17 protein-coding genes are annotated in these 22,391 nt (G+C 43.7%); 13 read left to right on the top strand and 4 right to left on the bottom strand.

Features of this window, described 5'->3' with window-relative positions; translation table 11 throughout:
• Positions 1 to 2: 2 nt before the first annotated feature.
• On the bottom strand, positions 3 to 1,472 hold the full coding sequence (locus R2K28_RS13705; protein WP_316365184.1) for a lipase maturation factor family protein: 1,470 nt from the start codon (positions 1,470 to 1,472) through the stop codon (positions 3 to 5).
• 185 nt (positions 1,473 to 1,657) lie between these two features.
• Here R2K28_RS13705 and R2K28_RS13700 point away from each other — a divergent pair, with 185 nt between their 5' ends.
• Positions 1,658 to 2,332 (top strand): YceH family protein, encoded by a 675-nt coding sequence (locus R2K28_RS13700; protein ID WP_316365181.1) that lies wholly within the window; start codon positions 1,658 to 1,660, stop codon positions 2,330 to 2,332.
• 17 nt (positions 2,333 to 2,349) lie between these two features.
• Here the strand turns inward: R2K28_RS13700 and R2K28_RS13695 are convergent, their stop codons facing one another.
• The gene (locus R2K28_RS13695) at positions 2,350 to 3,063 is read right to left on the bottom strand and encodes an SDR family oxidoreductase (protein ID WP_316365179.1); all 714 of its coding nucleotides are present in this window, start codon (positions 3,061 to 3,063) and stop codon (positions 2,350 to 2,352) included.
• Positions 3,064 to 3,234: 171 nt separating this feature from the next.
• Here R2K28_RS13695 and R2K28_RS13690 point away from each other — a divergent pair, with 171 nt between their 5' ends.
• The 3 genes from R2K28_RS13690 to R2K28_RS13680 all read left to right on the top strand — a co-directional run bounded on the left by R2K28_RS13690 (position 3,235) and on the right by R2K28_RS13680 (position 7,644).
• The gene (locus tag R2K28_RS13690) at positions 3,235 to 3,570 is read left to right on the top strand and encodes a hypothetical protein (RefSeq protein WP_316365178.1); all 336 of its coding nucleotides are present in this window, start codon (positions 3,235 to 3,237) and stop codon (positions 3,568 to 3,570) included.
• 222 nt (positions 3,571 to 3,792) lie between these two features.
• Positions 3,793 to 4,737, top strand: coding sequence for a hypothetical protein (locus tag R2K28_RS13685; RefSeq protein ID WP_316365177.1), 945 nt, complete (start codon positions 3,793 to 3,795; stop codon positions 4,735 to 4,737).
• Between the two features lie 234 nt (positions 4,738 to 4,971).
• The gene (locus R2K28_RS13680) at positions 4,972 to 7,644 is read left to right on the top strand and encodes an AAA family ATPase (RefSeq protein WP_316365175.1); all 2,673 of its coding nucleotides are present in this window, start codon (positions 4,972 to 4,974) and stop codon (positions 7,642 to 7,644) included.
• An 88-nt stretch (positions 7,645 to 7,732) separates the two neighbouring features.
• On the opposite strand, the gene cysC is transcribed toward R2K28_RS13680, so the two are convergent.
• Positions 7,733 to 8,341 carry an adenylyl-sulfate kinase gene (gene cysC, locus R2K28_RS13675; protein ID WP_316365173.1) on the bottom strand — a complete coding sequence of 203 codons (609 nt, stop codon included), beginning with the start codon at positions 8,339 to 8,341 and terminating at the stop codon, positions 7,733 to 7,735.
• Between the two features lie 63 nt (positions 8,342 to 8,404).
• Positions 8,405 to 9,820 (bottom strand): undecaprenyl-phosphate glucose phosphotransferase, encoded by a 1,416-nt coding sequence (locus R2K28_RS13670; protein WP_316365171.1) that lies wholly within the window; start codon positions 9,818 to 9,820, stop codon positions 8,405 to 8,407.
• Between the two features lie 921 nt (positions 9,821 to 10,741).
• Between R2K28_RS13670 and R2K28_RS13665 the strand changes: the two genes are divergently transcribed.
• The 9 genes from R2K28_RS13665 (at position 10,742) to R2K28_RS13625 (ending at position 22,328) form a co-directional block, all read left to right on the top strand.
• Complete coding sequence (locus tag R2K28_RS13665) at positions 10,742 to 11,236, top strand: VPLPA-CTERM sorting domain-containing protein (protein WP_316365169.1); 495 nt, start codon at positions 10,742 to 10,744, stop codon at positions 11,234 to 11,236.
• A gap of 318 nt (positions 11,237 to 11,554) precedes the next feature.
• Positions 11,555 to 13,159, top strand: coding sequence for a GumC family protein (locus R2K28_RS13660; RefSeq protein WP_316365166.1), 1,605 nt, complete (start codon positions 11,555 to 11,557; stop codon positions 13,157 to 13,159).
• A gap of 77 nt (positions 13,160 to 13,236) precedes the next feature.
• Entirely contained in the window at positions 13,237 to 14,055 is an 819-nt protein-coding gene (locus R2K28_RS13655; RefSeq protein WP_316365163.1) for a CpsD/CapB family tyrosine-protein kinase, read from the top strand.
• Positions 14,056 to 14,345: 290 nt separating this feature from the next.
• Complete coding sequence (locus R2K28_RS13650; protein WP_316365162.1) at positions 14,346 to 15,662, top strand: lipopolysaccharide biosynthesis protein; 1,317 nt, start codon at positions 14,346 to 14,348, stop codon at positions 15,660 to 15,662.
• 112 nt (positions 15,663 to 15,774) lie between these two features.
• Positions 15,775 to 17,805: a glycosyl hydrolase family 28-related protein gene (locus tag R2K28_RS13645; RefSeq protein WP_316365161.1), complete on the top strand. Its 2,031-nt coding sequence runs from the start codon at positions 15,775 to 15,777 to the stop codon at positions 17,803 to 17,805.
• Positions 17,806 to 17,931: 126 nt separating this feature from the next.
• Positions 17,932 to 19,200, top strand: a complete 1,269-nt coding sequence (locus R2K28_RS13640) for an O-antigen ligase family protein (protein ID WP_316365159.1) — start codon at positions 17,932 to 17,934, stop codon at positions 19,198 to 19,200.
• A gap of 367 nt (positions 19,201 to 19,567) precedes the next feature.
• A complete protein-coding gene (locus R2K28_RS13635) occupies positions 19,568 to 20,710 on the top strand; it encodes a glycosyltransferase family 4 protein (protein WP_316365157.1) in 1,143 nt (380 codons plus the stop codon).
• Positions 20,711 to 20,761: 51 nt separating this feature from the next.
• Positions 20,762 to 21,871 (top strand): glycosyltransferase family 4 protein, encoded by a 1,110-nt coding sequence (locus R2K28_RS13630; RefSeq protein WP_316365155.1) that lies wholly within the window; start codon positions 20,762 to 20,764, stop codon positions 21,869 to 21,871.
• Positions 21,861 to 22,328 carry a serine O-acetyltransferase gene (locus R2K28_RS13625; protein ID WP_316365152.1) on the top strand — a complete coding sequence of 156 codons (468 nt, stop codon included), beginning with the start codon at positions 21,861 to 21,863 and terminating at the stop codon, positions 22,326 to 22,328. Before R2K28_RS13630 ends, R2K28_RS13625 begins: the two co-directional genes overlap by 11 nt.
• Positions 22,329 to 22,391: the final 63 nt, after the last annotated feature.

Genomic DNA, 22,391 nt, shown 5'->3' with positions numbered 1-22,391 from the left:
TCTCAGGGCCTTCTCGGTGTCACCTGCGGAAATTGCCCCAGGTATTCAGTCTTCCACCAATTACCGTTCTGCTCCCTCTCCTGGGCAGTGGTGAAACTGTATTTAAAACTGTCCACCCGCAGATAGCGCGGGGGGGTATCGGGGAAGGGGTTGTGGTCCAAGAGTGCAGAAACCGTTGCAGATCCCTGGTGTAAGCGTTGTAAGAAGCGACCGAACCACTCCATTTGCAGCCCTTGTTGGGTGGGGACGAACCAGACCATCCAGTCAAGTCGTGGCTGATGTGGAATGATCATCGCCGGGGCTTGGGATGGATCGCCGGGTTTATAGCCGAACTCGTAGACTTGCCAGGTTTTACCATCATTCGATCCTTGGATTACCAGCTCCTGTCTCTGAGTCTGCATGGTGGGAAAGACGTGGAAGATATGGCCGATACCCAGTCGCTGTACAGATTGACTGAAGCCTAGCAGCGACTGCGGCAGAACAGGGGGACGGAGCAGATAATTGGTGAAGCTGATCAGACTGGCGGGGAGGATCAGCAATGTAACGATGACGATCACTCCTGTCCTCAGTCGGCCTGGGGAACTCTCAGGTGTTTCAATCCGATTCAAGAGCCGGGTAGGAACCACCCGTTTCAGCAGTGGATCATGGAGCAGAAAGAGACAGAGTATGATGGTCAGCAGATTGATGAAATTGTGATTGCTGGTGGCGATAATCAGCAGTTGCATCAGGAGGGTGATCGCCGCAGCTGTATAGCGGAAACGGCGGGGAAAAAAGATCAGAAAGGGTACCAGCAGCTCACTGAACAGGGTCAGTATCACCCCGGCCTTGAGCAGCAGCTCCGGCAGCTGATGAGCGTACCAGGCACCGATATGGGGTAGGGGCTGGGTTTCAAAGTAGTGGTTAAGCGCGGTCAAACCGGACCAGGATGGATCGCCGCTGACCAACTTGAATACACCGGACATGAAGCGCAATCGAAACAGCAGCCAATCGAATAGGAAGATCAGTAACAGGTTGCCACCGCCCACCAGGAATATGGCGAGAAATCCTGCTTCCAGCAACAGGGTGTCCCATTGAAAGTTGGTGAATATCTGTCCCGCGTGATAGAGGGAGAGATAGAGCAGAAACAGCAGTATCAGATTCAGCCTCTCCCTGTGCCCCAACAGCAGCAGTAAAGAGAGAAGAATCCCCAGCAGACTCACCCCCTTAAGCGCCAGATCACTGGCCCCGGTAATCCAGAAAATGGAGGGAAACCAGACCCAGGCGCCCTTCCCATAGTGTTCTGCCGCCAAGCTGAAATGTTCATCCAGGGGAAGGATGCCGGTTTCACCAACCAAGCCTGTGATCTGGACCGATAAGGAGGCAAAAGCCGCCAGGTAGACCAGGGCCAGCAGACGCAGAAACAACCAGCTGACCAAGCGTTGATCTGCAGCGGGCTGGAACAGTCTGTGTAGGGCTGATTTGAAATGATTCATACGTCCATAGAACCATTGATGGGCACACTCTGAATTCTAGCAACCATCTGAATGAGCCACTAAGGTTCGCAAAGGAGAAAAATCACTTTGTATGTTTTAAATTTCGTGACATGCTTTAGACAAACCGAGTATTGAGGTTTTACAAGCCCTGTCAATCAAGTCATGTCTGGTTACGTATAGTTACAATGAAAATAGAGATCACACCCTTAGAGGCACGCGTTATAGGTTGCCTGCTGGAAAAAGAGGTCACCACCCCTGACCAGTATCCACTCTCGCTCGCCGCTTTAACCAATGCCTGCAACCAGAAGAGCAGTCGGGACCCTGTACTGCAGCTGCAAGAGGAGGAGGTACAAAATCTCTTGGATGAGTTGATGAAAAAGCACCTTGTCAGCGATCGTACCGGGTTTGGCAGTCGCGTGGCGAAATATCAACATCGATTTTGCAATACGGGTTTTGGGGCGCTTGAGTTTTCACCCCAGGAACGGGGAATCGTCTGTGTGTTACTCCTCAGGGGGCCTCAGACACCGGGGGAGCTGCGCAGCCGGACAAATCGATTGTGCCAATTCTCCGATGTGCATGAGGTGGAATCGGTCCTGCACGGATTGATGCAACGGGAGGACGGACCCTTTATGGTGCGTCTGGCGCGTGAACCGGGACGACGGGAATCCCGCTATGCACATCTGTTTTGTGGCGATGTGGAACAACAGATTGAGCTAGACCAGCCGGATATCACGGAAGCGGGTCTGGCATCAGGCCAGCCCTCACGCATCGAGCAGCTGGAATCGCTGGTGAAAGAGATGGGTAGTGAGATAGACGATCTCAAGGCACGGATAGACGAGCTGGAATCACAACTCAACTGAATCATCCATCGCCATGACTACCAATCTATGGCCTCCCCAAAGCGGAAAAAACCGCCACTCGGTCCATCCTCCCCCAGGGTGGCCGCCCAGACTATACCCTTTGCACCTTCTGTTACGGGCAGGTCCGCTTCCTTACCTCCCATATCCGTGCGTACCCAGCCGGGGCAGACGGAATTGATCTTTATCCGGGTCTGTTTCAGCTCCTGGGAAAAGATCCTGGTCACCGCATTCAGGGCGGTCTTGGATAGACGGTAGGATGGGCAGCAGCCGTCCATCTCACTGAGCTGGCCCATGCCCGATGAGACATTGACCACGCAACCCCTACCCTCCATCAACGGGATAAGTGCCTGGCAAAGCCGCAACGGACCAAGGGTATTGGTCTCAAAGCCCTCGAGAATGGTCTCACTGTCACAGTCGAAGATGGTGCTCTCCGATTCCCATGGGGCAGGGTCGGGAAAGATGCCGGCATTATTCACCAGCACCTGCAGGCGTGCGTGATGTTGCCGGAAATGTTGTGCCAGAGCCTGGATGGAGGCCTCGCTGCGCACATCCAGGGGGTGGTAAGAGACATCCAGGCCTTCGTTTAGCAGCAACTGCTGCGCGGCCTGCCCGTCCACCTCATTACGACTGGTCAGTAGCACATGATAACCAAGCCCGGCCAACTGCCGGCTGGTCTCCAAACCGAGCCCACGGTTGGCGCCGGTCACGATTGCAACGGAATGATCTGACATGATCTCTCTCCACACGGGTTGATGCGACTCCCAATCACCCCAGACTGGACGATTGGCTTAAGATTCCCAACCCTGGGGTGGGATTCCTTAAAGTTGTTTCCAGAGCTTTCAATATCTGGCGCTAAGGCGCAAAATTTATCATAGATGACAGGCCAGCTTCAGGAGCTAAGTATGATTCCCATTAATTACCAGGTTACCGGTGAAGAAGAGTATTCATTTCATATAGAAATTGACGAAAATGGAAATTATACGGTACATACAGGTACTTATACGACACAGAAGCCGCGAACGGGAACACTTACGGCAGATCAGGAGTCGGCGCTTCGGCATGCGCTCGGATCCCTGAGTTCACTCACTGAGCATCCGAAGCCGGGGGATGGGCAGGCGTTTCAGGCCAAGCTGGTAGTGGGTGAAGGCGAGCAGCAGATCGTCTACACATTCTGGGAGGGCGCTTTGGAGGAGGACGAACAGCTGGCGTCATTGGTACGGCAGCTGGAAGTTATCTGATCCGTCTCTGCCATGGAGGGTAAATCTTTGAGATTGTGAATTTTTATTGCAACCACCTGGGTGAATGGGCCGAAATGGACAGATATTGTCCAAATGGGAAAAAGTTGGACTTTTTTGAAATAACTGCTAGGAAAATATTTATCGCCCAACAGTCACAATCTATGTGACAAATTTATTCAAATAATGTCCAATTTCCCGTTCGGCAGATGTTAGGAAGTAGTGATGCGTAGTGCAGACAATATACCCAATGGCACGATCGAGGATATCGATGGCAAGACCTGTATCTTCTATGACGGATACTGGATAAAGCACTACGTGCCAATGGAAGATAGTCTGGAGACGAAAAAATATCTGATCGAGGCCCTTACCCGTCGACTCTTCAATCATGTCGAACATGGGATCAACATGCCGGGGGACAGACTGGACGAGGCCAGGAAGGCGTACGAGGAGGAGAGCGACCCGGATCTGAAACGGGTCAAGGGCGCTATGCTGGCCGGTGCCCTGTTCAATCGAGGTACTGACATATTCAGAGATTTGGTAAAACTGGAGGATGTGAATATAAAGAGCGGCAAAGGCAGGGAGATGCTGCATGAGTGTGGTCAATATCTGCTGGAGGCCCTTGAACTTGGTGGCCTGGTGAAGCATCGCAGCGGAGAGGAGGGCATCGATGAACTCTGGGGAGAGCCCTTTCGCGCATTTACTGTTCCGATAGAGTCGTTTTATGAGAGTCGATACATAAAGATCGCTCAAACCATGCACGATATCGATATTATCTCGGAAGCGATAATCGAGGCATTTCAGGATAGTCACTTCTTCAAGGGTGTCGCAGAGGCAACGCGGCAATTTGCAGGTGCGGCCAAGCTCAAGTGTGAAATCCTGCGTACCGATCCGGTGATATTCGATGTCTGGCCCAAGTTTGCAGTTGCCGGTGAAAAACTCACCCAAATCGGACCGGTAGAGAAACACAATGAATCTTGCCTGGCCTGTTGGGAAGCCGATGAGGGACATCGCCTGATCAAGGACGGAGCAGATCTTATTACCCATATCGCCCGGGCCAGGGTGCCTATGCCGAAAAGCACCACTGCATTTATTGATCGTTGCCACTCCTATTTGGCCTGTCGGGGGAGTGCGCCTGGACTCTCCCGCGTCGAACTGAAGTCCCTTTGACAACTTTCAAACGACTCCACTGCAGCTAAAGAGACTTGATAACGCACTCTCTATGGCTTTCTGGCAGTGTGTGGAACACGAATAAACTATATCGTCATGTGTCCCAAAGCAGATACTGATACTATTCGATATGAGTGGATGACCGGACAAAAATAGAAACGGATATGTCAGACTGTATATCAGTGACTTTCTGCTATACGATCATGTTGTTAATTGAACTTAAATAGCCATTAAATGTTTGAGTCGTATTACAAATTAGACGCGAACCCATTTCGGTTGAGCGCGGATGAACAGTTCAGGTTTGCCCACAAGCACTACCTGAAGGCCTGGTCATATTTGCGATACGCCCTGGAACAGGGTGAAGGCTTCATCATGGTCACAGGCTGTCCCGGTTCAGGCAAGACCACCCTGATTCGTGACATCCTATCCGAAGTTGATCAATCGAAGATTCTCGCGATCAACCTGGTAACTAATCAATTACAAGCCGAGGAGCTACTGCGAAAGGTGGCCTTGGAATTCGGCCTGAAGGCGGAGACCTATAACAAGGCCACGCTCCTGACCAGAATCGAAGATTTCGTCACCAAGGAGTACAACGCGGGCAGGCGGGCTGTGATCGTCATCGATGAGGCGCAGAATCTGACCTTGAATGGGCTTGAGGAGCTACGCCTGCTTTCCAATCTGCAGGCCGGGAGTCATCCGCTCTTCCAGATATTCCTTATCGGCCAGGACCAACTTCGGACGCTTATTCTAAGCCCGGGAATGGAGCAGATTCGCCAGCGGTTGATTGCCAGCTGTCAAATAGAGTCCATGGACGTAAAGCAGACAGAGGGGTATATCGAACATAGACTCGGTATCGTCGGCTGGAACCATGATCCCGAGCTGGATGATGCAATTTTTCCGCTTATACACTACTTGTCTCAGGGTGTACCGAGAAAGATCAATCACATTGTAAGTCGGCTACTCCTGTATGGCGCCTTGGAGGAGAAGCATGGATTCACGGAAGAGGATGTGTGGATCGTTGCCAGGGAGTTGTTCGATGAAGAGCGCCTTTCCATACAATCTGGAGATTCCTTCACCACATTCAAGCATAAATATGAGCAGGGACCGGAGATCCTGCCGGAGACCCATACACCTGACTCCGTAAGCGAAGGCCTTGAACATCCTCAAGGTGTAGATGCTGAGAGTATCAGTACAACCGAACCTGATGCCGCGTTGGTCGGGGAGGGTGAAGCTGAGACTGATGTGGTGTCTGAGCCTGAGGCACAGGTAGAAGTAGAAGCGGAAGCAGAACCAGAGGCAGAGCCAGAAGGAGAGGCAATAGCAGAAGCAGAAGCAGAGGCAGAAGCAGAGGCAGCGGCAGAAGCAGAGGCAGCGGCAGCGGCAGAAGCAGAGGCAGCGGCACAAGCAGAAGCAGAAGCAGAAGCAGAAGCAGAGGCAGAAGCAGAGGCAGCGGCAGAAGCAGAAGCAGAGGCAGCGGCAGAAGCAGCGGCAGTGGCAGAAGCGGAGGCAGCGGCAGAAGCGGAGGCAGCGGCAGAAGCAGAGGCAGAGGCAGCGGCAGAAGCAGCGGCACAAGCAGCGGCAGAGGCAGCGGCAGTGGCAGAAGCGGAGGCAGAAGCGGAATTAGCGTCGAGGTCTGAGGCTGAGTCGCCAATCGAACCAGTCACAGATGAAGCGTTGCACGAATCTGAGTTTTACCCCTATGGAGAGGGTCTGGTTGATTCTGACAACCAGTCCATAACGGAAGAGTCATCTTTCGAGGATTCCGATGCCGCAGTCTCAAGCGATGCAACAGAGCGCCTTGCCCAGCCGTTAACCCCTGAGCAGGCATCGACCGCATCCAGAAAGACCTATATCGATGAAACGGAATTGGATGCCTTGACATCGACGCTGGTCCACGAAGGTGTCACCATTGAAGAAACACCTACCGAAACCAATGAAAGCAAACCGGAGGATATCCTCAATCTGCCGTCCATGCAGGCGGAGAGACGTAAACACGAAATTGACGAAAGAGGGGGCTTCATAAACACAGCTGAGACTGTCGAGGTTGAAGAGCTCTTCTCCGGTACGTTTAGCAAGTCTTTGCGCAATATCATGTTGTTTGTCATCGCGGGCCTGTTCTTCTTGGCGCTGTTTGTGATTGAACCGGAACGCATCGATCAGACGATGTCGGAAGTTGGCGACAAGTTGCAGTCGATGATCCTCCCATCCAGAGACAAGGGTGATAAGAAAACGTCTGCTAGTGGAAATCTACAGCAAAAACCCGACACGGAAACCAGTCAAATCACCCAGGAAGATGAAGTTGTAAGCGCTGAGCCCCCTAAAGAGCAAACAGTCAAATCATCAGAGCAGGAAAAAGTTGAGGTTGACGTGGTACCGGATGCGGTAGTCACAGAAGAGGATAGTCTCGAAACAGCAGTCACCCCCATGGATGGTGCAATATCAACAGACGAGACGGATATCGTGGAGAGGGCCAGCAAGGACTATATTGCAACCCAGTCGAAATATCAGAAAGTTGAAATAGTCGAGAAGACAGAGGAAACCATTGTCACAACCCCCACCGCGAGGGAGTTTCAGATCTACTTTGAATTTGATAATCCCAATATTCCGGAACAATTCAAGGAGATGTTAAACGATCTCTATATTGTCCTCTCTATCAATAAGAAGACTAATATGACAATTACCGGTTATACGGATGCAAGTGGTGACCCCATCTACAATATGCGCCTGTCCGAAGAGCGTGCACAAGCGGTATTCCGCTACTTCACCGATAAGGGTATCAGCCCGGAACGCATACAAGTGGAAGGGCGGGGGCCTGTACCAAAATCCTCGGTTGAGGAGCGTGAGACCCTGGAGAGACGGTTTGGCAACAGGCGGGTCGAGATCATACTGCGTGAAAGCATTGAATAGGCTTCTGATAAAAGGCTGAGCCCACCTATACCCTGATGTTTGTATATCATTCCCACACGTCTGCGTGGGAGTGCATGGGATAGTTGAATCAAACCACCATCGTCGGGATTACATCGAGTGACTCCAGTGATTCCAGAAGAGAATCGACACACTCCTCGATCTCTCTATTCTCCGTGTCGATTACTATTTCAGGATTTTCCGGTATCTCATAAGGTGAGGAGATACCGGTGAAGTTTGGTATCTCACCCGCTCTTGCCTTTTTATAGAGCCCTTTGACATCCCGGGATTCACAGGTCTCGATGGAGGCCTTGACATAGACTTCGATAAAATCATCCGATTGAAAAAGTCGACGGACATTGTCTCTGTCTTTACGTATGGGAGAGATAAACGCGGTCAGGGCGATGATTCCCGCATCCACAAACAACTTCGACATCTCACCGATGCGGCGAATATTTTCAGTCCGGTCCTCGATACCGAATCCAAGATCCCGACAGAGACCATGCCTGACATTGTCCCCGTCGAAGACATATGTCCTGCAACCCCGTTGATGAAGACGCTCTTCCAAAGCATGGGCCAGGGTGGACTTGCCGGAACCGGATAGTCCAGTAAACCAGAGCAGTTTGGCCCTGTGCAGATTCATCTTTTCCCGCCGATCGCGGGTGACGGTGGCATGATGCCAAAAGACATTGTCATCCATGTTGATACACCTTAACTTCAGTATCTCGATATTGATTAGCGTCAAGCTTGCAGGGAACCATGATCAGTAGGCGTTTTTACTTTTCAGGGCGAACACAGTCCTCACCAAGATGCTCAGATCAAGCCATAGGGACCAGTTGTTGATATATTCCAGGTCATATTTGACCCGGGTTTCCATCTGCTTGAGGTCCTTGGTCTCGCCGCGCAACCCCCTAATCTGTGCCAACCCGGTAATACCGGGTTTGATGCGGTGGCGTGCCAGATAGGCCTCGATCCGCTGTGAATACTCAAGGTTGTGCTGCAGGGCATGGGGCCGGGGACCGACCAGGGACATCTGCCCCGCCAGCACGTTGAAGAGTTGCGGCAGCTCATCGATACTGGTGCGGCGAATGAAGCGGCCGATACGGGTGACGCGCGGATCTTCCCTGGTAGCTTGTTTGACAACCCCATCCTCCTCCCTGTGCAATTGCATGCTGCGGAATTTCCAGATGTTGAAATTCCTTCCATCCCAACCGGTACGTACCTGTCTGAAAAACACAGGCCCGGGGGATTCGGCCTTGATCATGATTGCGGTGATCAACATGATCGGGCTGACCAGGATCATCATCAGAAATGCCAGTACCCGGTCTTCGATCGTCTTGATCAACAGGTGAGAACCGATCAATGGTGTTTCTGAAAGGGTGAGAATCGGTATCCCCGCCAACTCCTTCACACTGTGGTTGATCAGGTTCAAGGCAAAGATATTGGGGGCCCAATGGATATTGACATTCTCGTTCAGCAGATCGAAGTAGATCTGCTGAATCATCGGCGAGCTGTCCAGGGATACGGCAATATAGATCGTCTGGATGTCATGAATCTTGATCAGCCTTTTTATATCCTCCAGCTTGCCAAGGATAGGTAAGTCCGAACTGCTTGATGGTTCTGTTACATTTTCATTGTCAACGGCTGACACAGCGCCAATAACATCTTCTGGCATCCACGGGTTATTATTGATCCGGTCGTACAAATGGTTGGCCAAAGCGCCTCTGCCGATAATCAGCGCCTTGGTGTTGACTTCATTGGAGATCATGTGTCTCTGTAACAGTCTGACACCAAAATGCAGGCTGACCTGAGAAAAGTACCCGATCACAAACAGGAGCAGTACCACGCTCCTTGAGTAGGTTTCGGTATATTTTGTGACGAATGCCAAAAGAAGCAGAAAGGCGAAGGCACTGCTCCAGGCCTTGAGCAGCTTAAAGGCCTTCTTTGTCATGGTGCCGTGATGACGATAGATGTTCATCCTGTCATAGATCACGGACATACTGCCCAGCAGGGCCAAGGCCAGAATGATGTAGTGAGAGCTCAGCTCACCGTGAAAAACAAGGGGCAGGGCGAGTATCAGGATTATTACGGCGAGGCCATCGAGAAAGGCCTGCAGGGATGTAGTCAGGCTATTCCTGCGCTGTAGTAGTGATCGTTCTGTTTGGTTGACCTCGAGCAAGTCCTTTTCCTCTAGAGCTACATGGATCTCATGAGTTTCCTGATGAAGGATTATGGGCTAAACAATCTTTCAAGGAAAGAGGGCAAGGAGTGACTTAAGAATAAAATGATAAAACGGTGACAGCGGTCATTATTTTCATCGTATCGAACAGTTTGTGAATTGATTTTCAGTTTCCACATCAATCACAGGCAAGAGTGAATTGATGCATCTATGGTCAAATTCAGACATCATTCTAGACTCGTTTGGAATATCTCAGTGCAGGCTAAGGATTTTTGCACCATGGAAATGCAATATTCTTAGCAGAACTCTGGATCGTCGATATTTTTAACAGTTTCTAAGTTAAAGCAGCATCCTATAGATGAATTAAATAGCTGAACCACCTGGTGTTCCTGATCTCTGTTTTGATTATATGGCCAGCAGAGCGCAAATTGCATGAACTGAGCGAACAGGGACTATCGGGTATCTATTTCAGTCTAATTTTTATGAGCATCCTTGTGAATAAAGTAACTCATTGTTTATCTGTTAAGAATCGAATGTAAACTTTAATTGGTAAATGTGAACTATGCATAAAACCAGTGCTTTATAAAATGCACACAAAGGCACTATCTAAATAATGTTTAATAAATGGTGAGTTGTCGAGAAAATTGACAGTCCACATTGATAGAGATGATGAATGCGGTTAATGCTATGAATTCAGCCTATTCGGTTCAGCAGTATTTCAACAAGTTATGCGCGTGAATAGATAAATAGGTATGTTTATTGCAAATCATACCCGAGACAAGGATCACTTTACATATATATTTGGATACTTGTGGTCGTACCACTCTCTGGGGATCAGTCAGTGTACAACCCATTAGGGATGATTATTTACTGGAATGCCCTTGAGGTAAGTTAGGAAGCTTTTAAAATTGAGGCAGTAAGATGAATGTGTATAAACGGATATCAAATCTGATAATTGGGTTACTGGTGCTGGTTGGTTCCAGTAATGTGCTGGCGCTTAATCACAACTATTTTCTGACACTTGACCAACCTACGACGTATAACCATATAAACGATTCTGCCAGTATATTCGTTGATACGGGTACCTTCACACTTACCGCTGATACTCCAATCAGTGTATCGATAACTGACAATGAAATCGGTAGTACATTCGGCCCCATACTCGATGTGTTGTCGTTAGTCGTAGTGAGTTCCAGTGGCTTTAGCACGTTGTTTAGTGACCTTACCAGCCATACTTTTTCACTAGGAACATTATCTGCGAATACCTATACCCTTACTTTCATCGGTGAGATAAATGGCCATGCCGGTGCGGTATACGATGTAACAGTCAACACCATCCCGCTTCCGGCAGCCACATGGTTGTTTGGCACAGCACTGATTGGATTTGCAGCCTACAGCGCCCGACGGTCTGTTTAAGCCTGATAATCAGTTAGACTGCTCCAAAGATGGACTTTCTAAACATCAGTTCCGCTGACAGTCCGGTCTAACACAACCCTATTTCTGGTTATACAGCCAGTTTCCATTTCACCCTCTCTGCTTATCTATCTCATTTAGAAGTGTGGGCGATAAGTTAGAGATGGATGGATATTCCATTTCTAGACAGGGCAGGATATACCTCACAAAAATCGCTTTGGCAAATTCGGAATCGAGGTCGCAGAATATTAGATTTTTCTTCTAAAGTCTTCTTGCTATGGTACAATTTTGCACTCTGGTAAATCGGAAGTGACAGGGATAATGGAAGAGGAAGAGTTACTCGGAATCGGCGACTATATCGCCATTCTTAAACGACGGAAAATGCAACTGATCGTCCCTGCTACGATCATTCTGCTTTTGAGCATAGGCCTGGCACTCGGGTTGCCATCCATCTACCGTGCCGAAGCCACCATTTTAATTGAACAGCAGGAAATTCCCAGTGAACTGGTCCGATCCACCGTAACATCCTACGCCGGTGAGCGTATCCAGGTGATCAGCCAGCGAGTGATGACGACTGAGAACCTGGGCAAGATCATCGATAGTTACGGGCTCTATAAAGATAAGCGAGATGACACCAGTATTACATTACTGGCTGAAGAGCTGCGCGAAGATATCGAACTGGAAATGATCAGCGCCGACGTGGTCGATCCACGCAGTGGCCGGCCCACCACCGCGACAATCGCATTCAAACTCTCATTCAGCAATAAGCAACCCCGGATTACCCAGAAGGTCACCAATGAACTCGTTTCGCTCTATCTCGACGAGAATCTCAGACAGAGAACACAATCCGCATTGGAAACCTCGACTTTTTTGAGTGCAGAGGGTGAAAAACTCAACCAAGAGATAAGCGAGTTGGAGAGACTGCTGGCAGAGTTTAAAGAGAAACATGTCAATAATCTGCCCGAACTTCAACAGCTCAACATCCAACTCATGGAGCGCAACGAACGGGAGTTGTCTACGACTATTCAACAGATTAGAAACCTGGAAGAGCGAAAAATCTACCTGCAATCAGAGTTGGCCCAAGTCAATCCGACCACAGATATCTATAATTCCAGTGGCAATAGAATTATGGGTACAGAAGATCGTCTCAGGGCGCTACAGACAGAATATCTGGCACTGGCAACACGTTATACTGACAATCATCCCACTTTGATCAAGATTAAGGGAGAGATTGAGGTGCTTGAAAAAGAACTCGGCGCCAATCCAAGCGAGAAAAGTAAAACCCAATCCGACAATCCCGCCTACCTTGCACTGGAAACTCAGCTCCAGGCAGCGGAGAGCGAATTAACATCACTAATAATTTTAAGAGAAGATCTTAAGGTGAAGATTAAGGATTTTGAAGATCGGTTGATGCAAAGTCCGCAAGTTGAGCGTGAATATAGAAATTTAACGCGTGATTACGAAAATGCTTTGACCAAGTACCAGGAGGTCAAAGCGAAGCAACTCGAAGCTCAACTTGCGGAGTCATTGGAACGTGAACGTAAGGGTGAACGGTTTTCTCTCATAGAACCTCCTCAGTTGCCCGAAAATCCCGATAAACCAAATAGAGTTGCAATACTATTTCTTGGTATTATTTTTGGTATAGCGGGTGGTTTAGGTAATGTTTCTATAAAAGAAAATATGGACGATGCTATATATGACATTAAAGATGTTATGGGCATTACTAAGTCACCCCCATTAGCTGTAATACCATATATTGAAACTAGTGATGGCCTCAGGTGGCGTATAACTGATAGCAAAGCTATATCTATGGGTTTGATCGCAACACTTGTTTTAAGTATCACCGCAATACATTATTTGTATAAGCCTATTGATGTTATTTGGTATATGTTGCTACGAATACTGGGTATTGAGATTGGGCAGTGATACAAGTCGTTTTACAAACATATTTACTGTATTCATTAGATTAGTAATCGTTTCAATATGCATAAGCATGAAAATTTATGGAAAAATTAAAAAAAGCACTTGATCGAGCGCGGGACCAAAAAAATACAACATTGAAAGACGCTCGCCACACAAAGCCAGTTAGTCAATCATCAGATTATCTGGATTTAACGCAAATCAACTATACACACACAAAATCAATTACAATACCGAATGAAATACTGAGAGAAAAGCGAATATTATCTGGTAATACAAATGATCCAATTATCGATCAGTATAAGGTTCTACGCACTCATGTTTTGCAGCGATTAAAGTCTAATAAATGGAATTCACTAGCTATTACTAGTCCTGATGAAGGCTGTGGGAAAACCCTAACTGCAATAAATCTTGCAATCAGTATTGCTCGTGAAGTTAATCATTCAGTAATACTTGTAGATATGGACTTAAGAAGGCCTAGCATTCAGCGCTACTTCATAGATGAGCAGCTACCTGGTATTAGTGACTACATAACAGAAGATAAAGAATTAAGTGAAATACTATTTAATCCTGGACTAGACAGAATTGTTATACTGCCAGGTAACAAGCCAATTGAAAATTCATCTGAGATGTTATCTTCACCAAAGGTAGTTCGGTTGGTAAATGAGCTAAAAAATCGCTATCAAAATCGTATAGTCATTTTCGACATGCCACCACTTTTATCATGTGACGATATGATGGCGTTTTCACCCTACGTTGATGCGGTTATGTTGGTAGTGAGTGAAGGTGGTACGCAAAAAAAAGAGCTTGCACGTTCCTATGAATTATTAGAAAGATTAAATGTTATTGGAACGGTATTGAATAAATCAAAAATAGCAAGTTTACGATCAGGATATTATTGAAAGATGGTTATTACATAGAGAATGAACAAATTAGCCTGCGTAATTCTAGCATGCTATGTAGAGTTTTATTGTTTGTAGTTAGTTGGCTTTCAGGAAGATGACCTATATGCAGATGCAAAGACACATAACACCAATTGTGGGGTCCCTTTCTGCTCGAACCTGGATCGCTTAAACTGAAAGAAGTTGTGTCATAAATGACAAATGTTCTATTTAGCTAATAGGTGTACAAAAAAATCTGACAACTTATTGATTTGGGATATACGATTGTCCAGTAGTGTTCCAGTAATAATATGTACAGAGCATTGTTCTTATACAAAGAACTCTGTAAAAAATATATGAGAGAAATGGAGATCAAGCGAAAAGCAGGTGTAAAAAAACAGATTACATGGGGTGTAATCGGCCAGCTGACCTATATCATTGGTCAGTTTGTGGTTCTGTCAGCACTTGCGAGGTTTGCGTCACCGGAAGACGTTGGCAGATTTGCACTCGCTGGTGCAATTATAATGCCAGTATTTGCGTTCTTCAATCTTGGTTTAAGATTCAATCAAGCGACAGATATAGTACAGGAAAGCACTCTTCCTGAGTTTATCGGGCTCAGAGTTCTTACCACTACCTTGGGATTCCTAATTATTCTGTGTGTTGGCTTTCTCTTGATAGACGATGATTCAACCCGTTTGATACTAATAATATTTGGTTTGGCTAAAGCAGTAGAAACCTTCTCAGACTTGTTTTACGGAGTGTTCCAAATTGCACGAAGAATGGAGTTGGTAGCCAGATCACAAGTGGCACGGAGTCTATTCAGTTCACTTTTGTTTTGCGGAATATTGATAAATACAGAATCGGTTGAAATTGCATTTACTGGCCATCTTGTGAGTTGGTTGTTAGTTGCTGTTCTATTTGATTATAGAAAGGCAAAGCGGGTTTCACCGAGTACTGAGCGAACAGTATCCCTCATATCTTTACTTGCTATAGCCCGACAGTCTCTGCCTCTAGGATTAGCTGGTTTTCTATCTATGTTGAACGCCAGTGTACCGAGACTGGTTATAGAATCTTTCATGGGATTAGCGGCTCTCGGTTACTTTACTGTGATCGCCTATGCCCTTCAGGCGGGTATCACGATCGTTTTGGCGATCAGTCATTCGATTACCTCAACGCTTGCGGGTTATTCAGCTGAAGGTAATAAACGAGCCTTCAGGCTACTCCTGACTAAGATTGTTGGACTGTTTACCGCACTTGGTATCCTTATGTTACCTATCGCCTATTATTTTGGTGATTACTTGATAGTTCTGTTGTTCGGGGAAAAATATCAGGGACTTAATATCGTCTTTACCCTCATCATGGTTGTTTTAATCGTGAGCACCTGGAGCAATATATTTCAGATTGGTGTAATCGCGAGAAGAGAGTTTATTAATCACGCAATAAGCCGGCTGTTGCTGCTGGTACTTATGCTTTCATTTACCATACCTGGTGTGTTTTATGGCGGTTTGGAGGGCGTTGCCATAGCCATGGCGTTTGCGCATGCGGGGCAGGCAGTTTATTTATACTGGTTGTTGTTCGGCACTCATAACCAGCTCGGTGATTTTGAAAAGGGAATCAACAGTATTTGAATGCGTATTATTACCTTAGAATTGAATACTACTATTAACTGGCTAATCGTATAACGTTGACAATATACAAAACTTAACCTTAATTTTATATTAGAAAATAATCTTATTTCTTATGTTTGCGAAATCATTAATAAGAGCTAGTGTTCTGTATTTAACATTTATAATAAATGTAATTCATGCGGATTATTTACCGGAAGGTACCTATTATGAAGAAGGTAATCATAAGCGCGTCCTCAATATACGAAAGGCACCATTTTTCGCGAAGGGCGATGGCAAGACAGATGATACAAAAGCATTCATCCATGCATACGATTTTATATTGAATGAGATCGATAAAAACGGGTGGATTAAGGGAAAGCCTTCATCGTCTACTTCTTCATATATAATCTATGTTCCTAATGGTCATTATCTGATTTCAGATACAATTATCTACTCTGGTAATCTCCGTTTATATGACCTGAGAGAGTATAGGAGGAATAATCAAGTAAATCATAAGTTTCCAGGTGTTTCTGAGGCAGTAGTGTGGATTAGAATACAAGGTGAGGACAAAAATAGAACTATAATAAAATTGAAGGATTACGCAAATGGGTTTGCTGAAGCCAATACCAAACCAGCCATATCATTTGGGAAAACCGAGTTTAATAATTTAACGGCTCGGAATAAGATATCTGATCTAAGTATCCATATAGGAAAGGGTAATCCTGGTGCTATAGGACTTCTCTTTGCCGGTGCAAACAATGCATTTATGAGCGAGTTAAATATTGTAAGTGAAGACTTAAAGGGTAATAGTGGAGTAGTGCTTCCTATACCGCCTTCAATGGGATGGCATAATGATATTTCAATAGAAGGATTTGATTATGGAATACGCTTATCAGCATACCACGCAAGTCACAATAGCTTCGAAGATATTAAGTTAAACAATCAAAATATTGCAGCTGTTTATCTTGAGAATGGATCTGCTTCATTTGAACATCTTTTAATTAGGAGCAGAAACTCGGCAGCAATTCTCCAAAATAATTCAAAAAGTCTTATGACTATAAGTAATTCCAACCTTATATGTAGTGGTGCCTGTCGAGTTGGTATAAATAGCATTAACGGTCAAATGCTGATAAAGGATACAAATATCCATGGATATGAACTACCCGTTGATACTAAACATGCCAAGTCTGATAGTACTCATATTTCAACAATGACGATAAATGAGAATAGTGATATTCTAAAAACGAATGAAGTTTTGCCATTTATGATAGGGAAAACACCCCCCATAATATTTAAGTCAAATAATAGCAGTGACTGGATAAGTCCTGATACATTCAGTTATGACAAAGAAGGAAATTTGTCTAATGCAAACAAATTACAATTAGCAGTGAATTCTGGAAAGCCCATAGTCTACTTACCATTTTCAGAATATGTTTTAGATTCACCTGTTCATATCCCCTGCAGTGTAAAAAGGATTTCAGGACTATATTCAACAATAAAGATTAGCAAAAAATTTATTGGAAATGCTGCACTAATAGTGTCAGAAGAATGCACAGAACCATTGACAATTGAGGAGATAGATTACGCTGGCAAGGGTACTTTTATTGGACATAGTTCTAAAAGAGCTCTGTACTTACGCGCTCTAACAACACAACAACGTCTTTACGAGAATCTAAATTCAGAAACTAGAAAAGAACTATATCTTAGCAATGTTAATGGTTGGGGAAAATCAAAGCTCTCATGTATCAATGAAAATGTATGGGCTAGGTTTATCAATACAGAGTCGCCTGGGAAGTATAATTTTTATTTAGATGATTGCCATTTGTGGCTCCTAGGTTTTAAAACAGAAAAATTAAATACAAATTACATTCTAAGAAATGGATCTGTACTAAAGATACTTGGTGGTGTGGTTAATCAATTTGATAACACAAGGAAAAAAGGAGCTATGTCAGAGTTACCATTGATTGACAGCTCAGATTCTGAATTTTCTGTGACGTTGGTAAGCACTGGACCCAAAAAGAAATCACATGGTTTTAGTATATTTGCGGCAGTAAAAAATGGGAAAAATAATTATAAGATACTGTGGGATGAGTTTTCTAAAAGGGAGAAGGCCTGGCGGCAAATAATAGTACCTCTATATCAATATAAGAATTCTGAAAATTAGAGGAGCAAAGACAAAGCTAGGAGTTAAATAGACAAAATTGTATTAGATTCGAGAGTATAGAAAAACTAATGAAAAAACAACGTACTGATATGACGTCCCAATAATATTTACAATGTGGCTATAACATTGAGTACTTTTATTTTATCCATTGCACTGTTAACGGGAGGTATTAGCTGGGTACCAATTATTGTGTATTGGGGTATAAATATTGATGTTGATAATCTAGGGCGATTATTTACGATCGCAATGTTGCCATTACTAATTTTTCAAAATGGTTTCAAAATACGTATAGATTCTATATTAATAGTGCTATTTTTGTGGGTCGTTTGGACAGCTGTTCTAATGAATGCACGCACGGGTACAGATGGCATAGAGATAATAAGGATGTGGCTTGTTGAAACTGTGTTTGCATACACAATACTAAACTGTAATATTAAATCAATTATTTCATTGAAGGTGATATCGATATTGAGTGTTTTTGTTCTATCACTTGTCTTTGTTAGTTCTGCTTATTTCGCAGGAATAGATCTAATAGGTGATACGCTTAACTATATATTAACGCAAGATAGATCACATTTCTTATACTATACACTTAAGAGTACATTCAATGCATTTTCTCCTTTTGTGACAGATATTGATGAATACAACAGTGCTGTAATCAATAAACTGGCTGCATCGTATTCATTACTTTACACTGTTCTATTATTTATGCCGAAATCTAATTCGTCGATAATCAATAAAATGAACACTGTTGCAATAGGCTTGTCAACAGTGTTTATACTCTTATTATTTTCAACCTCAAGTGTATTGATGTTCCTATTTTCTACGCTGATATATGCAAAGCTTAGATTAAAACAAAATAAATTGGGCGTGATTATAATAATGGCAATCATTGGGTTTGTGTTGACTAGTATCATTATTGTATTTGCGGGTAGTGATATCGTAGATTACATACTGTATCAGCTTGATTCTGATATAGGTAGCCGCCAAGGAAGAATTTTGCAATATACTGGTGCTTTGAGATATATCCAACAGTCTCCAATATTTGGTATCGGATACGTAACATTTGACGGCAGTGCCGTGCATAATTGGCTACTATTTTCGTGGATAGCAGGTGGTATTGTGTCAGTACTGTTATCAATTATTGTGTACTTTTTAATTACAGCGAAAGTTGTATCGATCAAAAATAAAATATCTAAATATGAAAAGTATAATTTTGATCTTATTTATTTATTAACAGCATTATCATTTATATTTTTCGTCAGGACAATGGTTGGTGGGGCAGGTGGCGTGGCTAGTGGTGCGGGTATGTTTGCACTCGCTATATTTCTGCTTCTTTCAAAAACAGGATATGTTTTCAAGTCAAATAACACTCAAGCAAGAGCATCATCGTGAAGTGGCAAATCATTGTGCCACTTATTTTTAGTAATGCAGACTTCAATAGACGCTGCACATTAATAAAGATGAGGGCTTCCGGTTTACAGGCACTTGAAACACCCTTTCTATGGTAGCAGTAGGCGGTGAAGCCTGTTGAATGATGAAGGCTGGGACTTTAAATTTAAATATAAGCGGATTCATCAGATTGTCCAACAATTGGATTAACGGCTCTGAAACATTGGAAGGATTTAAAAAGACAGCTTAGATTACATATTGGAGCATATAGGTCAGAAAAACCAAATGGTATTCCTCTGCATCTAATAGACTATATACTGCTTGTTTTTATAATCTAGTAATTAATTTTATACAATTCGGTTTTGAAAATATGAAAAATGACGTCATAGCAGTACTGTATTTGTTTCAATTTGGTGAATGGTTTGGTGGTGTTAACGCTTCACTAGAAGCATTTATGAGCCAGAAAAATAATAATTTACATATTTATAATATTTTTTTTGAATCGGGTGACGCTATTGCACGTTTTAAACCTTACGCAAAAAATCAAGAAATTATTAAACCAACTGATGACTTTATTTCTGCCAAGCGGACGTCGACCTCTGTCTTATCTTCGGCGCGAATTTTATTTAGTAATATTCATTTACTAAAGAAAATAATAAATTATATTGAAAGAAACAAGATTGATGTGGTGCATTCTAATAATCTTAAGACAGTTTTGATAGCTTGTGCAATTAAACCGTTTGTGAATGTAAAAATTGTTTCACATATACGTAGTGCTAGTCCTTTGGGCATTAGAGGTAAGTTCATTGAAGTGATGAGTGACAAAATAATAAGTGTATCAAGTGCAGCTCAGAAAAAGAGCTTTGGAAGGATTATACTTCCGCACAAGCATTGTATCCTTCACAATGGAAGAAACCCTGAGTCATTTGCAAAGTTAAAAAAAATTTATGATTTATCGAACCGAAAATACAATGTAATATTTGTCGGCGCACTAGTTAAATGGAAGCGGCCTCACTTATTCCTTCAGATCGCGCAGTCGCTAAGCAGAAAAAGATCTGACATATGCTTCCATGTTTTTGGAGACTATGGGTTTGGTGAAGAAGACTATAAGGAGGAGTTAGAGAAAATGAAGGATGCATTGTCGCCTGAAGTTGTAAAAATGCACGGTTACGTAAAAAACATTTATGATTACATGTTGTCGTCTGATGTGCTGGTTGTGACTTCTGATTCAGAACCTTTAGGAGGGACATTAATTGAAGCGATGTTCTGTGGTCTACCGGTTATAGCTCACAATAGCGGAGGTAATTGCGAAATTATAACTAATATGAAAACAGGTATTTTAGTTGGAGTTGCTGAACCTGAGTATTTTGTCGATGCTATAGAAAAAATTATTGACGATTCGGAATTTCACGATAAATTGAGAAAACAATCTTTGAAAATATCTCCGAAGCGCTTTGATATAAAGATAAAAGCAGAGCAACTCTTCAATGTTTACAAAAGTGTGATTCAATAGTTGTTTCGGTTAGTTGGCTTTCTTGGTCACTTGTAAGATAAGGGTGCATAAATGTCTATTTTGGTTACATCAGAGGCATTTGGTGGCGGTATAGAGTCACACATTAATTCACTTTCTGAGTGCTCCTTTTGGAACCGCTGTTCATTTCTATTATTGAAGCGGGACGATCAATCATTAATTTATGAGTCAAGTGAGGATGTTTCAAAATATTATAAAAAAAAGCTCACTAAGATAGGGCTCGTAAATAAAATATTATATGTTTATTGGTTAATCAAGGAAGTGAATAAAAATAGGGAAAATATTAAAATTATACATGTTCACGGAACCATCGCATTTTATGCCATCGCGATTATTTGTAAGGTATTTAAATGTAACAAAGCGATTTATACATTGGTAACATTGCATGGCGGGGTTTTACATAAAGTAGGTATTGAGCGTTATGTTCATTTTCTTTTTATCAAATACTTTCAAAAAGAGATTTCCAAGTTTGTATGTGTCTCAGACTATGATAAAAGTTTGCACCATCAGGTAGGTATAGATTTGAAAAAATGTGTTGTTATAGAAAATGCAATAAATCCAGTATTTTTTGTAGAGGATATTTCTGCTAGTGAGCGTGCTGTACGAAATGATGCAAGAAAGGTCATAAAGATATTATCTACTTTGTATCCCACAAAAGGAGTTAGTGAATTCTTTATGCTTCTAAAACGCACAAAATGTCTTGATCCGTCTTTGCATGCTGTTGAAATCGGAGGCGACGGGCCATGCTACAGTGGTTTGCTTAAAATGGTTACGAAGTCAGACTACCTATCAAGTTTAGTGTCATTTAAAGGCCATGTATTCAATGCCAAAGAATACATAGAGTCAGCAGATGTAATGATCTTTCCTTCTACAGCAGAAACATTTTGCCTTGCTATCCGTGAGGCGTTGTGCCTTGATAAAGTTTGTGTATGCAATAATGGAGGATGGATTGGAGAAAGTGAAAGAAAAAGGGTGGTTCTGTATGAGAATAGTAACAGTGAGTCTTTTCGAAGAGCAATGAATTTAGCGATGAAGTTGGTTAAAACAACTATGCGCGACGATGATGGAAAGTATAGAACGCTTCAAAACAAAAACTATGAAATGTTCATAGCTAAGATGGAAAAATTATACGATGCTATCTGAAATAAAAGCAGATCTAAATCGTTATATTGGGAGAGATCGTGGAATTATATCTTTCATCGGTGTGCTTTTATTTGAAACTGGATTTCAGTGTACGTTGTTTTATAGAGTTTCTTTTGAATTGGCAAGGATGGTTCGTGCCAAGACATGGTTAAGAAAACCTTATAATTATTTTATGAGGTTTTTTTTTAATTGTGAGATAAGTTTAGATAGTGTCATCGGTGGTGGCTTGTATTTACCGCATCCATTGGGAATTGTTATAGGTGGAAACTCTAGAGTCGGATTAAACTGCACAATTTATCAGATGGTTACATTGGGGCGTTTAGATTTGTTGGTACCTGAATATCCGACGATCGGTAATAATGTAACGATATGTAAAGGCGCCAGTGTACTTGGGGCTGTAGTTGTCGGGGAAGGGTCAACAATTAATTTGGATAGAAAAGTATTTGTTAAAGAATGAGAATATTTTGGTCTCATTACCGTTTGTTTTTGCAACATTTAGAATTGGCATGCATGCGGTGCG

It is taken from the genome of Candidatus Thiodiazotropha sp. CDECU1 (genome assembly GCF_963455295.1).
Taxonomy (GTDB): Bacteria; Pseudomonadota; Gammaproteobacteria; order Chromatiales; family Chromatiaceae; genus Thiodiazotropha.
Note: the sequence above shows the minus strand (reverse complement) of the source record. Positions and strands in the feature narration are given on the sequence as shown.